General features: G+C 61.1%; 20 protein-coding genes. 9 read left to right on the forward strand and 11 right to left on the reverse strand.

Features of this window, described 5'->3' with window-relative positions:
• Nucleotides 1-209: 209 nt before the first annotated feature.
• Complete coding sequence (locus tag Q8X51_RS24745) at nucleotides 210-1,220, reverse strand: aldo/keto reductase (protein ID WP_065927494.1); 1,011 nt, start codon at nucleotides 1,218-1,220, stop codon at nucleotides 210-212.
• Between the two features lie 81 nt (nucleotides 1,221-1,301).
• Nucleotides 1,302-2,204, reverse strand: coding sequence for a LysR family transcriptional regulator (locus tag Q8X51_RS24750; RefSeq protein WP_065927495.1), 903 nt, complete (start codon nucleotides 2,202-2,204; stop codon nucleotides 1,302-1,304).
• Between the two features lie 101 nt (nucleotides 2,205-2,305).
• On the opposite strand from Q8X51_RS24750, the gene Q8X51_RS24755 reads away from it, so the two are divergent.
• Complete coding sequence (locus Q8X51_RS24755; protein WP_065927496.1) at nucleotides 2,306-3,010, forward strand: SDR family oxidoreductase; 705 nt, start codon at nucleotides 2,306-2,308, stop codon at nucleotides 3,008-3,010.
• A gap of 64 nt (nucleotides 3,011-3,074) precedes the next feature.
• Here Q8X51_RS24755 and Q8X51_RS24760 read toward each other — a convergent pair whose 3' ends face one another.
• Nucleotides 3,075-4,385 carry an MFS transporter gene (locus Q8X51_RS24760; protein WP_065927497.1) on the reverse strand — a complete coding sequence of 437 codons (1,311 nt, stop codon included), beginning with the start codon at nucleotides 4,383-4,385 and terminating at the stop codon, nucleotides 3,075-3,077.
• 173 nt (nucleotides 4,386-4,558) lie between these two features.
• Between Q8X51_RS24760 and Q8X51_RS24765 the strand changes: the two genes are divergently transcribed.
• The 6 genes from Q8X51_RS24765 to Q8X51_RS24790 all read left to right on the forward strand — a co-directional run bounded on the left by Q8X51_RS24765 (nucleotide 4,559) and on the right by Q8X51_RS24790 (nucleotide 10,692).
• A complete protein-coding gene (locus tag Q8X51_RS24765; RefSeq protein WP_065927498.1) occupies nucleotides 4,559-5,665 on the forward strand; it encodes a sugar diacid recognition domain-containing protein in 1,107 nt (368 codons plus the stop codon).
• Nucleotides 5,666-5,756: 91 nt separating this feature from the next.
• Nucleotides 5,757-6,896 carry a glycerate kinase gene (locus tag Q8X51_RS24770; RefSeq protein ID WP_065927499.1) on the forward strand — a complete coding sequence of 380 codons (1,140 nt, stop codon included), beginning with the start codon at nucleotides 5,757-5,759 and terminating at the stop codon, nucleotides 6,894-6,896.
• A 102-nt stretch (nucleotides 6,897-6,998) separates the two neighbouring features.
• Nucleotides 6,999-8,273: an AAA family ATPase gene (locus Q8X51_RS24775; protein WP_065927500.1), complete on the forward strand. Its 1,275-nt coding sequence runs from the start codon at nucleotides 6,999-7,001 to the stop codon at nucleotides 8,271-8,273.
• On the forward strand, nucleotides 8,270-8,989 hold the full coding sequence (locus Q8X51_RS24780; protein WP_407694208.1) for a hypothetical protein: 720 nt from the start codon (nucleotides 8,270-8,272) through the stop codon (nucleotides 8,987-8,989). The genes Q8X51_RS24775 and Q8X51_RS24780 overlap by 4 nt, the downstream gene beginning before the upstream one ends.
• Nucleotides 8,990-9,053: 64 nt before the next feature.
• Nucleotides 9,054-10,118, forward strand: coding sequence for a DUF1176 domain-containing protein (locus Q8X51_RS24785; protein WP_407694209.1), 1,065 nt, complete (start codon nucleotides 9,054-9,056; stop codon nucleotides 10,116-10,118).
• A 61-nt stretch (nucleotides 10,119-10,179) separates the two neighbouring features.
• Nucleotides 10,180-10,692, forward strand: coding sequence for a GNAT family N-acetyltransferase (locus Q8X51_RS24790; protein ID WP_253490053.1), 513 nt, complete (start codon nucleotides 10,180-10,182; stop codon nucleotides 10,690-10,692).
• Here the strand turns inward: Q8X51_RS24790 and Q8X51_RS24795 are convergent.
• The 3 genes from Q8X51_RS24795 to ccoN all read right to left on the reverse strand — a co-directional run bounded on the left by Q8X51_RS24795 (nucleotide 10,689) and on the right by ccoN (nucleotide 13,110).
• Entirely contained in the window at nucleotides 10,689-11,381 is a 693-nt protein-coding gene (locus tag Q8X51_RS24795; protein WP_065927504.1) for an aspartate/glutamate racemase family protein, read from the reverse strand. The two genes, Q8X51_RS24790 and Q8X51_RS24795, sit on opposite strands and share 4 nt — an antisense overlap.
• Before the next feature lie 90 nt (nucleotides 11,382-11,471).
• The gene (locus Q8X51_RS24800) at nucleotides 11,472-11,681 is read right to left on the reverse strand and encodes a hypothetical protein (RefSeq protein WP_065946973.1); all 210 of its coding nucleotides are present in this window, start codon (nucleotides 11,679-11,681) and stop codon (nucleotides 11,472-11,474) included.
• A gap of 1 nt (nucleotide 11,682) precedes the next feature.
• The gene (gene ccoN, locus Q8X51_RS24805) at nucleotides 11,683-13,110 is read right to left on the reverse strand and encodes a cytochrome-c oxidase, cbb3-type subunit I (RefSeq protein WP_065927506.1); all 1,428 of its coding nucleotides are present in this window, start codon (nucleotides 13,108-13,110) and stop codon (nucleotides 11,683-11,685) included.
• Between the two features lie 194 nt (nucleotides 13,111-13,304).
• Between ccoN and Q8X51_RS24810 the strand changes: the two genes are divergently transcribed.
• Nucleotides 13,305-13,799 (forward strand): hypothetical protein, encoded by a 495-nt coding sequence (locus tag Q8X51_RS24810; protein ID WP_065927507.1) that lies wholly within the window; start codon nucleotides 13,305-13,307, stop codon nucleotides 13,797-13,799.
• A 133-nt stretch (nucleotides 13,800-13,932) separates the two neighbouring features.
• Nucleotides 13,933-14,604, forward strand: coding sequence for a DUF3313 domain-containing protein (locus Q8X51_RS24815; RefSeq protein WP_074846816.1), 672 nt, complete (start codon nucleotides 13,933-13,935; stop codon nucleotides 14,602-14,604).
• A 3-nt stretch (nucleotides 14,605-14,607) separates the two neighbouring features.
• Here Q8X51_RS24815 and Q8X51_RS24820 read toward each other — a convergent pair whose 3' ends face one another.
• The 5 genes from Q8X51_RS24820 to Q8X51_RS24840 all read right to left on the reverse strand — a co-directional run bounded on the left by Q8X51_RS24820 (nucleotide 14,608) and on the right by Q8X51_RS24840 (nucleotide 23,021).
• Nucleotides 14,608-15,591 (reverse strand): DUF3829 domain-containing protein, encoded by a 984-nt coding sequence (locus Q8X51_RS24820; RefSeq protein ID WP_065946976.1) that lies wholly within the window; start codon nucleotides 15,589-15,591, stop codon nucleotides 14,608-14,610.
• Nucleotides 15,588-17,135, reverse strand: coding sequence for a J domain-containing protein (locus tag Q8X51_RS24825; RefSeq protein ID WP_323159186.1), 1,548 nt, complete (start codon nucleotides 17,133-17,135; stop codon nucleotides 15,588-15,590). Before Q8X51_RS24825 ends, Q8X51_RS24820 begins: the two co-directional genes overlap by 4 nt.
• Before the next feature lie 131 nt (nucleotides 17,136-17,266).
• Nucleotides 17,267-18,667 carry a DUF1254 domain-containing protein gene (locus Q8X51_RS24830; protein ID WP_065927511.1) on the reverse strand — a complete coding sequence of 467 codons (1,401 nt, stop codon included), beginning with the start codon at nucleotides 18,665-18,667 and terminating at the stop codon, nucleotides 17,267-17,269.
• 198 nt (nucleotides 18,668-18,865) lie between these two features.
• Nucleotides 18,866-19,231 carry a response regulator gene (locus Q8X51_RS24835; RefSeq protein WP_065927512.1) on the reverse strand — a complete coding sequence of 122 codons (366 nt, stop codon included), beginning with the start codon at nucleotides 19,229-19,231 and terminating at the stop codon, nucleotides 18,866-18,868.
• A gap of 238 nt (nucleotides 19,232-19,469) precedes the next feature.
• Nucleotides 19,470-23,021, reverse strand: coding sequence for a hypothetical protein (locus Q8X51_RS24840; RefSeq protein ID WP_323159188.1), 3,552 nt, complete (start codon nucleotides 23,019-23,021; stop codon nucleotides 19,470-19,472).
• Nucleotides 23,022-23,072: the final 51 nt, after the last annotated feature.

Genomic DNA, 23,072 nt, shown 5'->3' on the forward strand with positions numbered 1-23,072 from the left:
GGTAGTGGTAGTAGTGGTAGTAGTGGTGAGCGGGCTTGCCCCGCGCTGGGCTGCGAAGCAGCCCCAATAACTGGCGACGAGGTTTTCCTGGAAAAACGCGACGGCTTTAAAGGGCTGCTGCGCAGCCCAGCGCGGGGCAAGCCCGCTCACCACAGCAAGGCAGCTCACCACAGTAAGGCCGCTCCGCAACCCTTACTTGGTCAAACAGGCTATGCGCGCGCCACTCGGCCCGAGACAAAATGGCCCACATCGTTGAACCCCGGCGTAGAGGAATGCCCCGGCGTTACCAACGAATCAATGAACGCTTCATCCTCAGCCGTGATCTTCACGTCCAGCGCGCCGGTGTAGGCATCCCACTGCGCCTCGGTGCGCGGCCCCACGATCGCCGAGCTCACCGCCGCGTTGTTCAGCACCCAGGCGATGGCAAACTCGACAATGCCCACGCCACGGCCCTGGGTGTATTGCTGGATCTGCTGGGCGATGCGCAACGACTCCACGCGCCATTCGGTTTCCAGGATGCGCTTGTCCTGGCGTGCCGCACGGCTGCCGGCTTCGGGGGTCACGTCCGGTGCGTACTTGCCGCTGAGCACGCCGCGCGCCAGTGGGCTGTAAGGCACGACGCCCAGGCCGTACGCGGCAGCGGCGGTGATCTGTTCGACTTCAGCCTGGCGGTTGACGATGTTGTACAACGGCTGGCTGATCACCGGTTTGTCCACGCCCAGGCGTTCGGCGACGCGGATCACCTCGGCAATCCGCCAGCCGCGATAGTTGGACAGGCCCCAGTAGCGGATCTTGCCCTGGCGAATCAGGTCGCCGATGGCCGATACCGTCACCTCCAGCGGGGTGTCGTGATCTTCGCGGTGCAGGTAGTAGATGTCGAGGTAGTCGGTATCGAGACGGGTGAGGCTGGCTTCCAGCGCGTTGAAGATGCGCTTGCGGCTCAGGCCACTGCGGTTGGGCAGGCCCTCGGTGGGGCCAATGGCGACTTTCGACGCCACCACCCAATCCTGACGATGGCGAGCGATGGCCTCGCCGACGATTTCCTCGGAGCGCCCGCCGGTGTAGACATCCGCAGTGTCGATAAAATTGATGCCCTGGTCCCAGGCCTTGTCGATGATGCGCAGCGAGTCCTCGGTGTGGGTCTGTTCGCCAAACATCATGGTGCCCAGGGTCAAGGCGCTGACCTTCAAACCGGACTGGCCCAATGTGCGGTAAATCATGCAAAGCTCCTTGCGGCAGTGAGACGTGACCTATGCAATACCAGAGTCGCAGGCTCTGGAACAAGCCCTGCGGGCGTTTCTTCATGCACTCAGCAAGGCCTGGCAACGCCCTTGCAGAAATCGGTGCAGCACTTTCACCCGCTCCGACACTTGCAGGCGGTGCGGGCACATCAGGTTGAACGGGGTGGGTTCGCCTTGCCAGTCCGGCAGCAGTTGCACCAGCCGTCCGGCCTTGAGGTCCCGGGCGATGTCGAGATTGGCTTTGTAGGCAATCCCGTGGCCTGCCAGCGCCCAGCGCCGCACAATTTCACCGTCATCGCTCAGGTAGTCGCCCGTCACTTCGACTTCCTGCAACCTAGTGCCCTGGCGAAAGTACCAGGTGCTGTTGGCCCGGCCCTGGCGCATGTACCGCAGCGTATTGTGCTGCGCCAACTCCGCCGGGGTGCGCGGCGTGCCGTGGCGCGCCAGGTAGTCGGGGCTGGCGCAGGGCAGGCGTTGGTGATCGGGCACCACCGGCAGCGCCACCAGGCTGGAGTCCCGTGGGACGCCGAAGCGCAGGGCGATGTCGACGGTGTCGCGGAACAGGTCGGCATTGCTGTCGTTGAGCAGTAGTTGCAGGCGGATGTGCGGGTGTTCCAGCTTGAACTCATCCAGCCAGCCCAGCACCACATTACGGCCGAAATCCGAGGGCGCGGCCAACTGCAACAAGCCGGTCAGGCCCTGGCTCTGCTGCTTGAGCGCTTGCTCGCCTTCGGCCAAGGCGGCCAGGGCCTCGCGCACGCTGTCGAGGTAGCGCCGGCCTTCTTCGGTCAGGCGCATGCTGCGGGTGGAGCGTGCCAGCAGGCGGGTACCCAAGCGGGTTTCCAGGCGCTTGAGGGCAATGCTGGCCGCTGCGGGGGTCAGGCCGAGCCCGCGTGCGGCGGCAGACAGGCTGCCGGTGTCGGCGGTGCGTGCGAACACTTCGAGGTCGAGGATTGAGCTCATTTGTAAAAATCCCTTAAAGATCCTGTCGTTTTACCGGGATTTTTCATTGATTGCCAAGCTGGGAAGATGAACGCTCACTTTCTGACCCAGGACACTTCCCCATGAATTCCTCACTCAACGGCAAAACGGTCATCGTCATCGGCGGCAGCAGCGGCATCGGTGCAGCCGTGGCCAAGGCCGCAGCCGCACGCGGTGCCCAGGTGGTGCTGGCGGGGCGGCGCCTATCGTCGGGCCGCGATAACGGCCTGCGCAGCGAACCAGTGGACGTCACCGACGCCGCGTCCCTGCAACGGTTGTTCGAAACCGTCGGGCGGTTTGACCATCTGGTGTACACCTCCGGCCCCGCGGTGCGCGCCAAGGCCTTGGCCGAAACCGACCTGGGCGAGGCCCAGGACAACTTCAACGTGAAACTCTGGGGCGCCTTGCGGGCGATCCAGCACGCGCTGCCTTTCCTCGATGAGCACGGCAGCATCAGCCTGACCTCCGGGCAACTGGGGCGCAAATTGGCACCGGGGCAGTTCATCAAAGTCGGTATCAACGCCGCCACTGAAGCCCTGGGCAAGCAGTTGGCCAAGGAGCTGGCGCCGCGTCGGGTCAACGTGGTGAGTCCCGGCGTGATTGATACCCCGGCGTATGCGGGGTTGGCCGAGGACCAGCGCCTGGCGATGTTTGCCAAGGCAGGTGGCGCGCTGCCGGTGGGGCGCGTGGGGCAGGCCGAGGAAGTGGCGGCGGGGTATGTGCTGGCCATGGAAAATGGCTACATGACCGGCGCTGTCATTGATATCGACGGCGGCGGCCTGCTGTAAACGCAGGCTAAAGGTGGGAGGGGGCAAGTCGAATCGTCGCACCGCCCCTCCCACATGGACCGCGTTATACCTTCAAGGTCCGCGTCATCCGCAACGCCAGCACACTGCCCGCCACAATCACCGCCGCCAGCAGGTACAACGCCACATCCGTGGACCCGGTGGCATCCTTCACAAAACCGACGATATACGGGCTGAGGAAGCCGGCCATCTGGCCCATGGAGTTGATCAGCGCCAGGCCGCCAGCGGCTGCGCCTGCGCTGAGCATGGCGGTCGGCACCGGCCAGAACATCGGCAGGCCGGTGAGGGCGCCCATGGTGGCGATGGTCAGGCCGAGGATAGCGATGGCCGGGGTGGTGGCGAAATTCACCGCGATCACCAGGCCGATGGCGCCCATCAGCATCGGCACCACCAAGTGCCAGCGACGCTCCTTGCGCAAGTCCGCCGAGCGGCCCACCAGCAACATGAACACCGCTGCCAGCAGATACGGAATCGCACTGAGCCAGCCGATCACCAGGTTATCGCTGAAGCCCAGGTTCTTGATGATCGACGGCAGCCAGAAGTTGATGGCGTATACGCCACTCTGGATGCAGAAGTAGATCAGGCCGAACGCCCAGATCGCCGGGTTCTTGAACACTGCGGCGAGTGAATCGGTGGTGGTTTTCGGCTTGTTGGCCAGGTCGGTGGCCTGATCGGCTTCCAGCACGGCGCGCTCGTGGGGCTTGAGCCACTTGGCATGGGCAAAGCTGTCGCTGAGCAGGAAGTAGGCGAGGGCGCCGAGGATCACGGTCGGGATGCCTTGCAGCAGGAACATCCACTGCCAGCCCGCCAGGCCGCCCTGGCCGGCGGCGAAGTGGTTGAGGATCCAGCCGGAAAACGGGCTGCCAAGCAAACCGGACACCGGGATCGCCGACATGAACAGCGCCATGATCCGCCCACGGCGGAACGTCGGGAACCACTGCGAGAGGTACAGCACCACACCGGGGAAGAAGCCGGCTTCAGCCGCGCCGGTAAACAGGCGCAAGGTGTAGAAATGCGTAGGCGTGGTGACGAACAGCAGGCAGGTGGACAGTGTGCCCCAGACGATCATCATCAAGGCAATCCAGCGCCGTGGACCGAACCTGGTCAGCGCCAGGTTGCTCGGCACGCCGCACAGCACGTAGCCGATAAAGAAGATCCCGGCGCCCAGGCCGTATACGGTTTCGCTGAATTTCAGCGCATCGAGCATCTGCAACTTGGCAAAGCCAACGTTGACCCGGTCGAGGTAGTTGAACAGATAGCAGATGAAAATGAAGGGGATCAGGCGCAGGGTAATGCGCTTGTAGATGGCGTTTTTATCGTCATCGGTGGCCAGTGTGACAGCGGCGCTCTGTGACATGGGAATCTCTCTTTATTATGATTTTTTGCGATGCGAGGGTAACGTTGATCGCCCAACGAGTCTCGGCCACGTGGCGGGGTGCTGTCTTTGTGCTTGCGCACAGTGATGCATGCTTTGCGCTGTGCCGATGAACAACCACGCTTTCAAGGACTTCCTTTCAAGGAGATGGCCGCATGTTCGAGCTGGATCATGACCTGGCGCAGGATATCGTCAATCGCACCATGGCGATCCTGCCCTATAACGTCAACGTCATGGACAGCCAGGGCCTGATCCTCGGCAGCGGCGAACCCGAGCGCATCAACACCCGCCACGAAGGCGCGCAACTGGTACTGGCCAACGGTCGCGTGGTCGAGATCGACGGGCAGACCGCCAAGCACCTCAAGGGCGTGCAGCCGGGCATCAACCTGCCGCTGATGCACGATCAGCGCCTGATTGGCGTGCTGGGCATCACTGGCGAGCCGGAGGGCTTGCGCACGTACGCCGAGCTGGTGCGCATGACCGCCGAGATGCTGGTCAGCCACCGGCATCAGCAGGTCGAGCAACAGTGGCGACGCCAGCGCTGCGACGATCTATTGGCCTTGTTGCTGGCCGACGGTGGCGACTCACCGCGCCTGATTGATGAAGCCCGGCAACTGGGCCTCAAGCCGCAGCTGGCGCGCACGCCGTACCTGTTCGAACTGGGCGCGGGGCAATCAGCGGAGGCCTTGAGTACCTGGTTGACGTCGCGTTACCCGGACAGCTGGTGTGTCAGCTCGGCGCAGTTTTCCCTGTTGTGGTGCCGGCCTGCCGCCGTGCCCGTCGACAATCCGCGCCTGTTGGAAAAACTCGAAGGCCTGGGCTGGACTATCCTGCGTGTGGCCGTGGGCGGGCAGGCCGATGGGCTGGCGGGGCTGCGCCGGTGTTATCGGCGGGTCGGCGATTTGCTGGCGTACGGTCGCGATGTACTGCCGCACTCGCGGCTGTTGACCCTCAACCGCTACCGCCTGCCCGTGATGCTCTGGCGTCATCGCAACGACGATGCCCTCGACGAACTGCTCAACCCCTTGCGCAAGGTGCTGGCCAAGGACAGCAACGGCCAACTCCAGGCCACGCTGCGCAGTTGGTGCGAACACGACGGGCAAAGCCAGGCCTGTGCCGACGCCCTCGGCATTCACCGCAACAGCCTGCGTTACCGCATGGAGCGCATCGCCGAACTCAGCGGCGTCGACCCGCTGACCCTGGATGGGATGTTGGCGCTGTACCTCGGCGTGCAGTTATTGCCCCAGGCTTTGTCGGAATGAACAACAAACCTTACTCGTACTTGTGCATCGGACCGGCGTCAGCGGCGGTGCCAACTGGCAGCATGGGCGTGATAAAAACCGGAGAAAGCCCATGAAAATCATCATCGCACCCGACTCGTTCAAGGACAGCCTGAGTGCCGAGGGCGTCGCCCAGGCCATTGCCGCAGGGTTGGCGCAGGTCTGGCCGGACGCACAGCTGATCCAGTGCCCGATGGCGGACGGTGGTGAAGGCACGGTGGACGCGGTGCTCGCCGCCTGTAACGGCCAATTGCGCCGCCAGGCGGTATGTGGCCCTCTGGGCGGTACGGTTGAAGCACGTTGGGGCTGGTTGGCTGACAGCCACACCGCGATTATCGAAATGGCCGAAGCCAGCGGCCTGCAATTGGTAGCGCCAGGCCAGCGCGATGCGTGCACCAGCAGCACCTACGGCACCGGCGAGCTGATTCGCGCGGCCCTGGACCTGGGTGCCCAGCGCATCATTCTGGCAATTGGCGGCAGCGCCACCAACGACGGCGGCGCGGGGGCGATGCAAGCCCTGGGCGTGCAACTGTTCGACGCTGCGGAACAGGCCTTGCCGCCCGGAGGCCTGGCCTTGTCACGGCTGGCGCATATCAACCTGGAAAAACTCGACCCGCGCCTGGCCCAGGTACGCTTTGAAATCGCCGCCGATGTGAACAACCCACTGTGCGGCCCCCACGGCGCCTCGGCGATTTTCGGCCCGCAAAAAGGCGCCAGCCCCGGGCAGGTGCAACAACTGGACGCCGCCCTCGGCCACTTCGCCGATCACTGCGCCAAGGTCCTGCCCAAGGACGTGCGCGACGAGCCCGGCAGCGGCGCCGCCGGCGGCCTGGGGTTTGCCGCCAAGGCGTTCCTCGGCGCGCAGTTCCGCGCGGGCGTGGAAGTCGTTGCCGAACTGGTGGGCCTTGACGAAGCCGTACGCGGCGCCGACCTGGTCATCACCGGCGAAGGCCGCTTCGACGCCCAGACCCTGCGCGGCAAAACCCCCTTCGGCGTGGCCCGCATCGCCCGGCAACACGGCGTACCGGTGATTGTCATCGCCGGCACCCTGGGCGACGGCTACGAGCAGATGTACGCCCATGGCGTGGCAGCGGCGTTTGCCTTGCCAAGCGGCCCGATAAGCCTGGAGCAGGCCTGCAGTGAGGCACCGCGTTTGCTACGCGAGCGCGCGGCGGATATTGCGCGGGTGTGGCGTGTGGCTGCGCGGGGCTGAGAGAGGCAGCCCTCGGCGCCGTGACACAGCTGTCGATAATTACTATGATCCGTGCATTCTTTTAAGACTGGCTGACCTGGCCGGACACGTTGGAAGCCGATCATGCAGATCAAGCGTTTTACTCTCGTCAATTTTCGCGGCATCGAGCACATGGAGCTCGACTTCGAGGGTAAGAAGACTGTTGCTTTGGTGGGCGTCAATGGGGTGGGCAAGTCTTCGATTCTGGATGCGTTGGCGATTACGCTTTCGAATTTGACGGCGCGCATTGTTAATCAGGCTTCGAAGTCCAGAGCAATATCAAAAGATGACATCAAGACTGGCGCTGAATACACACGACTGAAGGTTGTCGTCGGGTTCCAAGATGAGCACGATGTCGATTGGGCAATAGCACTTAACCGAAAATCAGGAAAACACCCCAAGGAACGTAGTAGTGATTTGGCTTTGGTGAAAGAGACGGCTGCGTCTTTTGAAATCAATGCCCTTCACTACGAGCTCATTGGTGACAAGCCTATTCAGTTGCCTCTTGCAGTTTATTACGACGTTCATCGGGCTGTTTTAGATGTTCCATTACGTGTTCGTGAGCGTTTGGTGAACACAATCGATGAAGGTTACGACGACGCACTTGGTCATGGCGGCGCTGACTTTAAAAGATTTTTCATCTGGTTTCGCAACCAGGAAGATCTCGAAAATGAAATTAGTCGAGACCTTCCAGGATTCCGTGACCATGAGCTTTCAGCAGTTCGGCGAGCAATTGAAATATTCACAGGATTCAAGGACATTCGAGTACGTCGCAAGCCAACACTTAGGATGACCGTTCTCAAAGGTAACCTCGAATTCAACGTCCTGCAGCTTTCGGATGGAGAGAAATGCTTGTTGGCAATGGTTGGCGATTTGGCTCGAAGACTTACATTGTTAAATCGCGAAGTGCCTGACCCATTGGAGGGCAAAGGTGTCGTCCTTATTGACGAGTTGGATCTTCACCTTCATCCAGGTTGGCAACGCACCGTTGTCGCCAAGTTGGAACGAACATTTCCCAACTGCCAATTCATCATTACCACCCACTCCCCGCAAATATTGGGTGAACTTCCTGCTGAGGCGGTGATGCTGCTCAAGGAAGGCAAGTATATCGGTCATCCGGAGCGCTCACTGGGCCTTCGAAGTGGTGAGGTCATAGAGGAACTGATGGGGGAATTGGCCCAAAACCAAAACGTCAGCCAGCAACTCAGAACAATCTACCGTGACCTCGACGACGACAATCTTGAATCCGCCCAGGCTAAACTCGCGAAACTGCGCGAACAGGTCGGCAAAATCCCTGATGTCCTTGAAGCCCAAGCCAGTATTGACTCTCTGAGGTCGCTAGAAGAGGGCGGCGCGTGAGGTCTATCAAAAAAGGCGCCGAGCCACGGGCGCTGATTGAATGGAAAAGAGAAAACCGCAATACGCCGCATAACCTTTACTACGGCAAAGGAAGCAGCTTCCCGAGCGAGGCCGTTCGCCAGGCGCTCTTGAAGGAGCAGTTCCATTTATGCGCGTACACCTTGCGGCGGTTGCCCACTGCGACCGAATGCCAAACAAAGGGGCAGGGCACACAATTCAGTTGCCACATTGAGCATGTCCTTGCACAAACGCATCACGAGGCTGACAGCATCGCCTACGACAATTTGGTAGCGTGTTATCCCTCCAGCCAAACCAAAATGGCTTGTGGTTATGGTGCCGTGGAAAAAGCTGACTACGACGTGGCCCGAAAGCCCTTCGTTTCTCCGCTGTCAGCCAATGTCGGGCGCCAGTTTCGATATTCCAGTGATGGCTACGTAGAAGGTCTGACGCCTGACGCTGTTGCCACCGTCGAGGTCCTTAAGCTCAATCACCCGACGCTGGTAAACGATAGGGCCGCCGTTGTCAGAGGCCGATTGCGACCACGTGGTACTCCGATCACTGCCGCTGCTGCCCGGCGCCTGGCAGACGAAGTCAACTCACCCGATGCCCAGCATTGCCTCCCCGAATACTGCCAGGCACTCAAGCAACAGGCCGAACGTCACGCACAGCGTCTCGAAAAGTACGCAGCCCGTGTTCGTGGCCAAGCCAGGCCCTGAGTACTACCGTCTTAAACAGTGAACATGGGACAATCCGCGTCATTTTTCGACACGGAGAGTCCCCATGCTGCGCCCCGTACTCCTGGCCCTGCTGCTGACCGGCAGCGCCACCCAGGCCTTCGCTCAACCGCCCGCTGAAACCGTACCGCTGCTGCGGGAAATCAAGAACTGGGTCACCGGGTGCGACAACCTGCGCAATTGCCACGCCCTCAGCGCGCCCAGTGGCGTCGATGAAGAAGACTACAGCTCCCTGACCTTACATATCTGGCATCAGGCCGGTCCCGAAGGGTATCTGCGCTTGCGCTTCGACCACCGCGGCGAAGCGCTGGACCTGTCGACCTTGCTGTTGGACGGTCAGCCGCTGGGCCTGGAGCTGACCCGGGATCTGCATGTGGAACTGGACGATCAGGGCGGCGATCCCGAGGTGCAGTCTTACGGCGTGATCGAGGACGCTGCGGCCCGGCGCTGGTTGCAGCGTTTGCGCAATGGCCAGCGCCTGCAATTGCCGGGCGACGAGCAGGCCCATGTGTCGCTGAGCGGCCTGAGCGCTTCGCTGCTGTTGATGGATGCGGTGCAGGGGCGGGTGGATAACGTGACGGCCCTGGCACGCCCCGGAAAAGCGCCGGCCCGTGAGGTGCCGCCACGTTTGCCGACACCGGTGTTGCGCAAGTTCCCTGCGCCGCCGGCGTTGACCGCGCAGGAACAGGCCGGCCTGGTGGCCGCTGCAGTGCAGGCCGTGACGCCGGAGGAGGGTGAGCCCGAGGCAAAGGCCGGGGCGCTGACGGCGCAACAGGCGATGACGGTGGTGCGTTACGACTGCGCGGCCTACAACTGTGAGTTCGACGTGACCAGCCGCCAGCGTCAGGCGCCCTATGCGCAAACGCCGCTGGCGCTTGAGCCCTTGCCGTTGGACGGCGCTGCGCTGCAAGGCTCGGTGGGCTATGACGAAGCCACCGGCACCTTGAGTTATTTCTACAAGCAGCGTGGCATCGGTGACTGTGGCGGCGGTGGTGTCTGGGTGTTTGACGGCAAGGCGTTCCAGCTCAGTGAATTTCATAGCATGCCGCGCTGCACCGGTGTCGGTTACGGCGACTGGCCGTCGTTATGGACGACCGTGCCGGCGTCCTAGCCAGGGAGCAGGCATGGCCTCTACACTGGCCGGCCACGTGTCTTTCAAAGGATGAAACCCCATGCACGCACCTGAACCCCATATCGTGATCCAGCGCTTTACCGAGGCCCACCTTGAAGGTGTGGCGGCGCTCTATAACGAACCGGCCGTGTGCCGGCAGGTGCTGCAGATGCCGTTCCAGTCGGTCGAGGCGTGGCGCAAGCGCCTGGTGATGGACAACGAGCGGCGCCTGCAACTGGTGGCGGTGCACGGCGGCGAGGTGATCGGCCAACTGGGCCTGGAACAGTACCTGCGCGTGCGCCAGGCCCATGTCGGTTCGTTCGGCATGGGCGTGGCGACGGCCTGGCAGGGCAAGGGCGTAGGCTCGCGGCTGTTGACGGCCGCGCTGGACGTGGCCGACAACTGGATGAACCTGCACCGGGTGGAACTCACGGTGTACGCCGACAACGAAGCCGCGCACCACCTGTATCGCAAGTTCGGCTTCGAGGTCGAAGGGCGCTTGCGTGACTACGCCCTGCGCGATGGGGTGTTTGTCGACACCCTGAGCATGGCGCGCCTGCGCCAGTCGGCTTAACCCTCCAGCGCAAACGCCACCGCAGCCTGCGCATGCAGCTCGGTGGTGTCCAGCAGCGGCAGGTCGCTGTGTTCGGGCTTGACCAACAGGCTGATTTCCGTGCAACCGAGGATGACCGCCTGGGCACCCCGTGCGGCCAGGGACTCGATGACCCGCAGATAAACCTGGCGTGATGCATCGCTGATCACGCCGACGCACAACTCCTCATAGATGATCCGGTGCACGGCGCGGCGCTCCTCCGCGTCCGGCACCAGCACGGTGAGGCCCTGGGCGGCCAGGCGTGACGTGAGAAAATCCTGCTCCATGGTGAACGCGGTGCCGAGCAAGCCGACGGTCAGGGTGCCGGCTGCCACCGCCGCCGCAGCGGCCGCATCGGCGATATGCAGGAAGGGAATCGACACCGCCGCCTCGATACGCGGCGCCACCAAGTGCATGGTGTTGGTACACAACACCACGCATTCGGCGCCGCCGGCCTGCAAACGGCGCGCGGCGTCTTCCAGGATCAGCGCGGTGTCATCCCAACGCCCGGCGTGCTGGGCCTGTTCCACCGGGCCGAAGTCCACGCTGTACATCAACACCTGGGCCGAGCGCAGCGGGCCGAGCTGGTCGCGCACGCGCTGATTGATGATGCGGTAGTACTCGGCGCTGGACTCCCAGCTCATGCCGCCGATAAGGCCGATGGTGCGCATGTGATGCTCCTGACAGGGAAAGTCGCTTCACCTTACCCATCAGCCGCTGAATAGTCATACGCAGTTGCCCGCCAAATGACCGGAGCAGTTTCACATGTCCAGGTTGCCCCATCCCGGCCGGGGTTGCTCCGCGGCAATGGCGTGGATGGGTTTACCCGTGGCCTGCTCCACGCGCCGCGCCACCTCCGGGTCGTCGGCGAACGGCAACATGCTGGCTTCGTCCAGGCTCGTCTCGGACTGCCCGCGCAGGCAATACTCCACCGCAGCGTACAGGCACACCACGATCAGCACGCTCCACATATCAGGCGATCCGCGCATCGAGCCGGGCCACGTTCAAGTCTGCGACCCGCACCGTGCGCCAAGTGTTGTAGGCCATCAGCAACATGCCCGTGAGGAAAAACACGCCCCCCGCAAACCGCACCACAAACCCCGGATGGCTGGCCTGCAAGGCTTCGACAAACGAGTAGGTGAGGGTGCCGTCGTCGTTTACCGCGCGCCACATCAGGCCTTGGGTGATGCCGTTGACCCACATCGAGGCGATGTACAGCACCGTGCCGATGGTTGCCAGCCAGAAGTGCAGGTTGATCAGCGCCACGCTGTGCATCTGCTCGCGGCCGAACAGCTTGGGGATCATGTGGTACAGCGAGCCAAAGGTGATCATCGCCACCCAGCCCAGGGCACCGGCGTGTACGTGGCCGATGGTCCAGTCGGTGTAGTGGGAGAGGGCGTTGACGGTCTTGATCGCCATCATCGGGCCTTCGAAGGTCGACATGCCATAGAACGCCAGGGACAGCACCAGGAAGCGCAGGATCGGGTCGGTGCGCAGCTTATGCCAGGCACCGGACAAGGTCATCATGCCGTTGATCATGCCGCCCCAGCTCGGGGCCAGCAGGATCAGCGACATGGCCATGCCCAGTGACTGCGCCCAGTCGGGCAAGGCGGTGTAGTGCAAATGGTGCGGGCCGGCCCAGATGTACAGGGTGATCAGCGCCCAGAAGTGCACGATGGACAGGCGATAGGAGTACACCGGCCGGCCAACCTGCTTGGGTACGAAGTAATACATCATCCCCAGGAAACCGGTGGTGAGGAAAAAGCCCACGGCGTTATGCCCGTACCACCACTGCACCATGGCATCGGTCGCGCCGGAATACACCGGGTAGGACTTGAACCAATCCACCGGGATCGCCAGGTGATTGACCACGTGCAACATGGCGATCACCAGGATAAACGCGCCGAAAAACCAGTTGCCCACGTAGATATGCCGGGTCTTGCGCCTTACCACCGTGGTGAAGAACACAATGGCGTAGGCCACCCACACCACGGTCATCCACACCGCGCCGGAAAACTCGATCTCGGCGTATTCCTTGGTGGTGGTGTAGCCCAGGGGCAGGCTGACCAGCATGATCACGATCACCGACTGCCAGCCCCAGAAGGTAAACGCGGCGAGGCGGTCGGAAAACAGGCGCACCTGGCAGGTCCGTTGCACCGCATAGTAGCTGGCGGCAAATTGCGCACTGCCGGCGAAGCCAAAGATCACCAGGCTGGTGTGCAACGGCCGCAACCGGCCGAACGTGGTCCAGGGCAGGTCCAGGTTCATCTGCGGCCAGACCAGTTGCGAGGCGATCCACACGCCCATGGCCATACCCACCACGCCCCACACAAGGGTGGCGATCACGAATTGGCGGACGACTTTATAGTTATAGGCCTGCCCGGTTATTGCTGTGCTCATGCTTAGTCCTCCCACGGTTCCAAGTGGCGGGCACTGTAGGAAACGCGGGAAAAACAAAACAGGCTCAGAAAAACCTCATTACAGCGGATCAGTCGACAAGCACGCCCACTGGCCTGTCAGCGTTAATCGTACGGTGAGTGGCCGCATCTGCCATGATCGGGCATCGCAACCTGGCACACCCAAGGAAATCTGCAATGGACGATGTACAGCAACTGGGCGAGATGCTTCGTCATTACGCCGATAGCGAAGCGCACAAGAAGCAGCAGTTCGATGTGCAGTCGGCGCGCTGGACGCACAAGCTCGACGAGCTGTTCGGGCAGATCGAGCAATGGCTGGAGCCGGTCAAGACTGTCGGCCTGCTGGAGGTGCACTGTGAAGCCTATGTCGCCAGCGGGCCGGGCGTACCGGTGGAGACCTCGACCTTCAAGACCGAAAAGCTGCTGGTGCAGATCACCGGTAAGACCGTGGAGTTCGTGCCTGAAGTCATGGGCGTGGGCGGTTTGATCTCGGTGTCGGTGATGGGCTTGACCGCTGCCCGCCACGGCAGTGTGTCGCTGGTGCTGCCGGCCGACAAAAACGACTGGCTGTGGAAGAAAACAAATGGCCTCAAAGACCCGGACACCTTTGGCTTTGACGCCAATTTCCTGGCTACGCAGTTGCAGAGCCTGATCCCGCGCGAACGCGGCTGAGGGGCTCCCGCTTCGCGCAACGTCGATGGGGGACGCCGGTGTGTCAGACACTGGGTGGAAATACGCATTTTTCCCCAGGATTGGCTATACCTACAGCTCCATGTTTCGATGATGATCGCCAGGGAGTTCAATGATGAAACTAAGGCTAATGATCAGTACGCTGTGCGTGGCCTCCATCGCAATGGCCGGCTGCGCCAGCAAGGTCACCCAACCGGACGAGTACTCAGGCTTTCTGTCCGACTACAGCCAACTCAAGGAAGCCAAGTCGCCTTCGGGGGTCGAGGTGATGCGCTGGGTAGACCCCCAACTCGACCTGAGCCGCTATACCGCGGTGTATATCGAACCGACGCAGTTCTACCCCAAGCCCCAGGCCACCACGAAAATCCCCGACAGCACCCTCAATGGCATCAACACCTACTTCAACCAGGCGCTCAAGCGTGAGCTGGGCAAATCACTGCCCCTGGCCAACGGGCCCGGCCCCGGTGTGATGGTGGTACGTGCGGCGATCACCGCCGTCAGCAGCAAGACCGAAGGCCTCAAACCCTATGAATTCGTGCCCGTGGCCCTGGTGGCGGCAGCGGTGAGTACCGGTACCGGCATCCGAGACCAGGAAACCACCCTGGGTACCGAGGCGCAGTTCCTCGATGGTGCCAGTGGCAAGGTGCTCGCCCAAGTGGTGCGCAAGGGCACGGGCAAGCCGCTGTCCAACGACTCGCAGGTGATGAAGGCCGATGACGTGAAAGGCGTGATCGATGGCTGGGCGTCGGACCTGCATCAGTCGTATGTGAAGCTGAAAAAACACTAGGGACTAGAACGCATTCCTGGCGGGTTTGTTGTAGTAGCTGAGCAGGGCGTCGTAGCGACGGGTGATGAGGTAGTAGTCATCGCTCAGTTGCTGTGGTGGGGCGTGTTCCCGCCAGTCCTGATGCAGGGTGCGCAACGCCTGGAGGTACGCGTCGGCTGACGCGCGGGTGGCGTACCAGAGGTGAGTGGCTTCATCCTCCCGTTTGCTGCGCGGCATTTTCACCAGGAAGTCCTTGCTGGCATCGCTGGCCTGTTGCAGCGTCTCGGTCAAGCTGAGCAGTTGCTGAGGCGTCAGGCTGGCGTCGCGTACACCCTGGTCAATCTGGTTCATCGCCTGGCGGGCGGCGATCATATGGTTGAGCAGGTGCCAATGCAGGTCCCGGCCGAAGCGCGATTCGAGTCGCTCCAGCTGTGCCGGGCGCAAACGGAGGTCTTCGTCCTGCAAATGGTTGCGTAATTCGGCGGATGCCCGCAGGTATTCTTCGCCCCGCTGGGCCAGTTGCTCCTCCAGACTCTTGTTCATGGCCTGTGCCACAAACTGGCGTATGTTCGACGGCATACCTTCGGTTTGTATCGGGTCAACCATGTCTGCCAGCGAGGTGAATTTATTCAGCTTGTCGGCATACACCGTGGCGAGAGTACCGAGGTGGCTTCCGGGCTGCTGGCGCTCCAGTTTGAGTGTGTACAACTGCGAACAGACCGCCGCTTGGATAAGGCGCGGTTCAGGCTCATCACGGTCGCCAAATTTATCCTGGGTGGGTGCTTCGGGCTGTGTCGAACGCATACGGTAGTACGCCAGGCGCGTATCGCGATCAATGCGGTTCACGCAGTCAATGATCGGGGCCAGTGCGCTGGCCGTTGCGGTGGAAGGGCTGTCCCGTTGGTCGAGCCATAATTGCACGCGTTGCAGGGGTTTGGTGGCGCCGGCCACACCGAGCAATCCCAGGCCCAATACCAGGCTGATGGGTAACAACCATTTCGGATTCATTGCGCGGCCTCCTGGCCATACCACTGTGCCTGGGTGGCGGGCGCCTGACAGTCGGGGGCGGTGCGAGGCATGCGGCTGCACAGGCGTTCGGGCCACTGTTGCAGGCCCTGGTTACGGGTCACGTGTTGCTGGTTGTCGAGCACCTTCAAGCCGGCGTACAGCACAATCCCACTGGTGACCAACAGCACCATGCCCAGGGCCGTCCAGCGCGGGTGGCGGGCGGTCCAGGGGGTGTGGCTGTTCATGAAGGGTCGCTTGATGACGCCGATAACCGCCAGGGTCGCGACCAGCGCCAGGCTGGCAAACGGGCCGAAGGCGTAACCCAGCGCTGCGGCAAGGACCAGCCCTGGCAGCAGGTCCCGTATCGGCAACAACGGCAGGTGAGTAGGGCTGAGCCAGCGCGGCAGGTGCTCACTGAGTCGTTCATCGAGCACGCGGTACTGATGAGCCAGCGGGCGCCAGACCTGCCAAGCCAATCCGGCGCCTATCACGGCGCCCAACGCCCACAGCAGGCCGTAGCCCAAGGTCGGCAGCACATTGCCGGCCAGGGGCTCGGCATTCACCAGCACGCCCACCAGGCAGCTCAATACCAGTGCGACAATCCAGGGCCAGGTGTCCATGGTCGTGTCCCAGCCTTGCCAGAAATACACGGTACCGCCGGGCATCGCTTCGGCTTCGGCCACATGGTCGGCGTAGATATCTGCGCTGAGTGCCTGGCAGGCTTTCCAGTCATGTTCATCGAAGCGTTGGGCGAAGGCACGGCGCTGACCCAGGCTCATCGGTGCCAATAGCAGCCGGGCGGCACGTTGTTGCGGGCTGTTGGGCGCTTCGGCTGCCAGTGCCCGTTGGCGTGCCATGAAGACCGGGCCTTGCTGGCGTTGCAACAGCCGCGCCCAATCCCCCGCCGGGCAGTCGTGACCGGCGCCGCCATGCCAGTGCTGGCCGGCGCACACCGCGTCGAACACTGCGCTCGACCAGTAGTGACTCTGTGCAAGCAGGCGGGCCAGCCATTGGTTGAACCACTCGGCATGGGGATGATTGTTCACCCAGGGATGTTCGGAACGTGCGGCATAGGCAGCCAGGAAAGCGGCCTCGTCCTTTTGCTCAAGGGCCTGGCGAAAGGGTTGCTGCAACGCGCTGCGGTGCTTGCGCTCGAGTCTTTCGATCAGCTCGCCGGGCAACTCCAGGCGCTGCCAGGCCGTCAGCCAGTTGAAGGTTTCAAAGGCCCAGCGGGTGTCTTCGGGGTTGAGATGCCCCTCGATGTCGCGTAACAACAGCTGGATTTCAAAGTGCAGCGCATTGCCATGGGCCATGGCTGCCTGGTAGTGGTCGGCAAGGCCGTCGCCCAGGATGTCGATGACCACTTCGTCAGCTTCCTGCTGCCCCTGGCTCCACTCCAGCGCGGCCTCATAGGCTTCGCGCAGGCGCTGGAAACCCTCGGGGTCATCATCCGGCCGGGTTTTCTTCAGCAGGGCGGCGTATTGGCGCTTGATCGCGCGGCTATCGGCATCCGGGGCCAGGCCGAGGACATTCCAGCAAGTCATGTGCAGTGCAACTCCATAGACAATCGCGCGCACGTTACCCGTTTTACAGGTTGATAAACCAGCGGTAGTAGGGGGTAGGGCTCGTGGTAGGACTGGCCCGGTCCAGCCTTGCGGCGACCGGGCACGCGGTGTTACTTGAGCGGCGTCAACGGCGGCAGTTTCCACTGGCCGTTACCCACCTCAGGCGTGGGCAGGTAAATCCGCAGGATTGCGTAGAACGGACCGGGTGGGGCCGGCAACCAGTTGCTCTGCTCGGCTTTTGGCGGCTCGTGGTGCTGCAGGGCCAGGGTCAGGCCGCCATCGGCGTCGCGCTTGAGGCCGGACAGCATGTGCGAGTTGATCAGGTAGCGTTTCTTGTGGTTGGGCACCAGTTGCTTGGTCTTGGCGTCGTACATGGTCAGGGACCAGAACGCATCGGCCGGTGGCAACTGGTCCTTGGCGAAATGCACGGTGTAGCTGTGGCGTGCGCCGTTGGCAGGCTTGCCCTCGCTGTCGATGACGTAGCTCAGGTACGCAACCTCATCGCCGGAGTTACCGAAAATCCCCATGTCCGCACCGGCGTAGCGGTACAGGTAGTTGTTGTTCAGGTGGTCGCGGCTGCCGTACAAATCGGCACTGGAGACTTGATGCGTGTCAACCTTGTCCTTTTTGAACGCGGCAAACTCGGCGCGGGCATCGGAGATACCGTCTTCCAGGGCCTTGCGCTGTTCAGCGGTCAACGCCTTGACCTTGAAGGGCGCGCCTGGGGCGATACCGATCTTGGCGAAACGCGCCAGCAGGTCTTTCTCGCTGTCCTGGGGCGCGGCGAAGGCCAGCATGAAGTTCAGGTAGCGAAACAGTTGCGGACCTTCGGTCATGGTCGCCATGGGCTTGGGCCACTCCACTTTCGGAGCCTTGGCCGGCGCGGCTTGCTTCACGTAGCTGCTCAGTGACTGCACTTTGTAGCCGTTCTGAATCTGCTTGACCTTGTTCAGGTCCTTCTCGTCGAACAACTGCGTACGGTAGAGGGCGTAGGCGATGTTGCTTTCGCTGTACACCACACGGTCCACGTTGACCGGTTGCTGACCTTTCCAGTCAGGGCCGGCGATCATGTAGTGGCCGCCGTTGTTGCCGGTGCTGCGGGTGCCCAGGTAGGCGATGTTCTGTGTGTAGAGATCGATCAACTGCACCGAGTAATAACGGTTGTCTTCGATCCTGGGCAGTGTCAGAACCTGAGGCTCGCTGCGCAGGTCCAGCCAGACGAAGGAGTAGGGCGTGTCCAGGTTCGGGGTGACGACCGCGGTGTCCTTGGGGGTGAACACCTGAGCTGTATTGCCGATATGGTTGAACGGCGCCTTGAAGTTGGCGCCGCCCTTGTCGACGGCCTGGGTGTAGAGCGTCTTGTACATCTCCACCACTGGGTAGCCATACAGGTAGGCTTCCTTGGCGATGGCCCGGGCTTCGCTGGGGGTGGCGGTGAAATCGGCCCAGGCGCCGGTACTCATGAGTATCGAGAGGCTCGCCAACAGCAGGCGCGTCGGTTTTCCAATCATGTTGTCGCGTCCTTCCAAAGTGCGTTTGACTGACGGGGAATAAAGGCGATGAGTTTCCTGTTTTATTTCCCGAACGTCACGTTAATCCCTGCGAATTATGCGAACTCATCAATGCCGATCCGTACGGCGGCTTGAACCTGTGGGTAAAGACGCACAAATAGCCGCCTCGATGGGCTGCACTGTGTAAAAGAGGGGGGGTCAGGCGGCAGGCAGCATCGATTTGACTTTGTCGCGCAATTGATCGATGGAGAACGGCTTGGCGATCACCTGCATGCCGGCGGGCACATCGATGTTCTCGGCATAGCCGCTGGCAAACAGGATCGGCAGGGTGGGCCGCACTTCACGCACCTTGGCTGCCAATTGCTTACCGTCCATATCCGGCAGGCCGACGTCGGTCATCATCAGGTCGATGTGCTGCGCGGCATTTTCGACAATCTTCAAGGCTTCTTCAGCGTCGGCAGCTTCAAGCACCAGGAACTCCAACTCTTCGAGCACATCAACGATCAACATGCGCACGATGGCATCGTCTTCGACGACAAGGAGGGTGGAGGGGGCTGCGGACATAATGAGGGTTCCCGAAAAAATGGAGGTGCAGGTCTTTAGCGGTTGAAAGACCATTCTCTAATGAGTCGCGTCAATCTCGGCAAGTTCCGTTGGCGCGGGCATTGTGACGGGAATGGAGGAAAATGTCGCGTTAACCACGAGGGGCCGCGAGCGGTCAGTGGCGCCCTCCTGCGCACCGTTCAACGCCTTGCTTTTTCAGGAGCCCCAACCCTGCCGGGGGCCGGGGCAGTCCCATGCATCAAGACGGCAAGGGCGTGGACACCATGATTGAAACCGCAAAACTGTCGACCTTGTCTGTGACGATGTCATCGGGATGGAAAGCGCTCACGTGGAATTCCTTTTTGCCCGCCGGCGAAACCTTAGGCTTCAAGGTCGCGCTGACACCGCCGCTGCTGAGGATTTTTTCGATGCCTTCGCGCATGGACTCTACGTTGTCAAAACTGACCAGCCCGCCATTGGGTTCGAAGAAAAACCACTCTTTTTGACCATCCTTGACTCTGACACCCGCCAGCATGGCGTGATCTTCCGTGCTGATTCTCAGGTATTTTGACGCAGTGGACTTGCTCAGGTCGTCGATGATGGACTGATGATTGATCAGTGAAGGGGCGGCGTTTATATGGAAGGTGTCCTTTGTGTTTACGGCGTACTGCAGTGTTTTTATATCGCGATTGAATTTGTCATGCAGCGAAGAGGGCGATTTAGTCGTGGACGCCTTGCGAAGATTGTCGAGGAATATTTTTTCGTCGCCTCGATGCAAGGCGAGCGCCATGGCATTCGATAGCCCGGCGCAATCGCCCTTGGAGGTCAGATCGACACGGCCGAGGTAGTCCGACTGGGCAAAGCGATTGATGGAAACCCCGGGATTCCCGACGTCGCTGGCAAGCAGCGCGGTGAAATACTCGCCGTCTTCAATTCTTCTGGTCTTCAACTCCCTGGCCAGAATCCCCATTTCTTCCGGTGTCCTGCCAGGTTTTGCGGCGAGTGCCACCAACGCTTCGAAACTGCGCTCTCCAGCGTAATCCGACAGGTCATCCAATGCACCGCTTCGATAACCCTGGTTGAATTTTGGAAGTGCGTTGGAGGTCCTCGCCTTAGCGATATTCGTTCCTACACTCGTCAGGTGCATATCCGCGACGCTATCGAACAGACTGCCGCGCAGGGGGGAGAAATCCTCGATTGGCGGGCCATAGGGCAGGTTCCGGACAGGGTCATAACTGAACCACTGATCGTTTTTCAACACGGCAAAGCCTTCGACGCTTTGCTCTCCGACCTTATAAGACCCTATCAGCGTCGGGCCATATTGCTTGTTTGCCGCCTTCAACAGGTCATAGCTTCCGGATGCGCCACGCACCTTGTTGATCAGTACCTGCCCGGAGTCGCCGAGAAATTTTGCGCCGCGCGTGGCCAGCTTGGCGCCTCCCGTCGCCGCGCCCCTCACTCCGCTCAACGGGTTGAGCGAGCTGATAAGGCTACTGCCGATGACGCGACCCGCCTGCAATGCCTTTACGGCAGCGGACGCCGAGGATGAAGCCACCTTGGCGAGCTTTGCGGCAGCACCGTAACCCATGGTCAGCAGCCCGAGAGCATCCAGGCCGAGGTCCAAAAGCCCGGCTTCATAGTCACCGTCACGAAAGTTGACAATGGCCGATCTCAAGGGAATCAAGTTGAGAGCAAACTGCCTGAGTCGCTCATCACTTTCTTTCTGCTGATCGAATGTCGTGCTTCCCCTGGCTTGCTGCCATTGGTTCCTGATACCAAGGTGCTCAAAAAAAGCGCCTGCCAGGTCGTGTGTTCGGGTAGAGGTGAAACTCGATGGGGGACGAGAAGGGTCCTCCGGCGGCTGTTCTCGCTCGAGCCGGTCCTTGTGCTCAGGGGTGAACTTTTCCACTTTGGTCGATATATTCGCGTCGCGCCATCCACCCCGCGTAATGGCTGCCTCACTCTGTCGCTTGACGATGCGTTTGTTCCGGACATCGATCTCATAAACATTGACCTCGGTTTTTCCGTCAACCTGCCTTTCGGTTCTTACCAGCAATTCATTGAGCTTGGATTGGAAAGTGGCCGGGTTTATGAAACCCCTGCCAATCTTGTATTGGTTGTATTGAAATAATTCGATTTTACCGAACTCCAGGTTTTTCCGATCTTCCAGTGGCAGCTCGGAAATCATGTGTTTTACCTGGGTCTCAATGCCATCTTTGAGTGATTCGATTGCCGATTCGTATTGCCCCAGGAATATCCCATTGACGTTGAGCCTGGGTTGCTGGTTGATCGCATGGATAGGAAGGCCAGGGTCGTCGGTTTTCCAGTTGACGTTGATGCCCATCATGGCCATGTCCAGCATCGAGTGCTTGCCATCCAGTTGCTTGGCTTTGTCATCGGAGACGGTTGAGAGACTTTTCGACTCAAAGTCAGTGCGCTCGCCAAAATGCTCCTTGAGTTTTTCCAGGGCGATGGCTTTTCTACTTGGAATCTCGGCAGTGAGTGATTGGGAGGCCTTGATTCTGGCACTTAACTGCTCATTGAACGCGGTCCGGATGCTGTCCACTTCCTCAGGGGTGTAGAGGGCATCGTCCTTCTTTTCGACCAAACCATTGGACACGCCCCAATCCAGTAACAACGGCGTGATGGCGTGTTCCGCAGGACCATTCAAGGCTTGTGCGGCACTCATGACCTGGCCGTAGCTCATTTGTGATGCGGTCCCCGGCGCACTCGCTTCGACCTTGGCCACCGCAAGGCAGAAACTCACCCAGGCCTGGCTGCCGTTCACCAGTGTGTCGGGAATATCCTTGACCAGGAACTGGGGGGCTGTGCGTGACAGCAACAGGTGGGTGGCCAGCTTGGCCGTGGCCGGCGTGGCCCTGCCTTTAGTCACCAGATGTTTACTGAGCCCCTCGACGATGGCTGACGGTGGCAGGCCCCAATAGTCTTGATGGCTCAAGTCAAAGCCGGCGATTGAATTTCTCACAGGCAACACGACGGATTCACGATCGAGACCGATGTGAAGGGCGGCCAACACGTAATCGCTGATGCTGGTTGGCGTGTCGATACCATTCAGCCCGTCCTGGATCCCTTGCCCTATCTTCTGGGCCATGGGGGACTTGAGCAGGGTGTCCAGCGCCCTGGCCGGGTCTTGCAGTTCGACATCCGAAAGAGCGCTGGCCTTGATAAGCGCACCCAGCGCCGCTTTGGCCAGCTCCGCCCGGACTAAGGAGGGCTCTGTCCGGATATTGCTGCGCAGGATGCTGGACTCGACGATGACCCGTATCTTGCGCCGTTGTTCCTGGGTCAGGGGAAGGGGCCAGGATAAGCCACCTCCTAGATCACCCAGCGGCGGTTCCAGGGCCCGAGCGTTAGCGGCATCTGCCAAGTGAACCAGGTCAGCTCGGGTTTCAGGGATAGGTAAATCGTGATGCTTGATAAAGCTTTCCAGGCTGGCGGCGGACTCGCTGCCCGGCATGCCGGACGGGTGAAAGGCCGAGTGTGGATCAATGACTGTTTGAGTGGTTTTCAAATGTGACAACACGGCTGCTGGAGTCGCGTCCTCTCCCAGGCTCTTCGTCGCCTCGGTGAGCTGGTGCGCGAGGTTCTTCCAGTTCTGTGCGTTTGCCTGCGCGCGTGCTTGGGGTGAAAGAGGCTGCGATTCATCCGAGGAGCGTCGTGCAGGTGTTGAAGCTGGGTCGCTGTGTATGGACAGGGTGTTACCAGGGGTGGCCTGCGACTGAGCAGGCGTCGATGCAATGGAGTGATCTATAACCGAGGGGCGTGGTTGGACGCTCAATGAGGATGACATTTTCATTACCTTTGGTTGTTGGTCCTCCCTGGACCTGCTTCAGACCTCCGG

This window comes from Pseudomonas sp. Yb2C2 (genome assembly GCF_052112325.1).
Classification (GTDB): domain Bacteria; phylum Pseudomonadota; class Gammaproteobacteria; order Pseudomonadales; family Pseudomonadaceae; genus Aquipseudomonas; species Aquipseudomonas marginalis.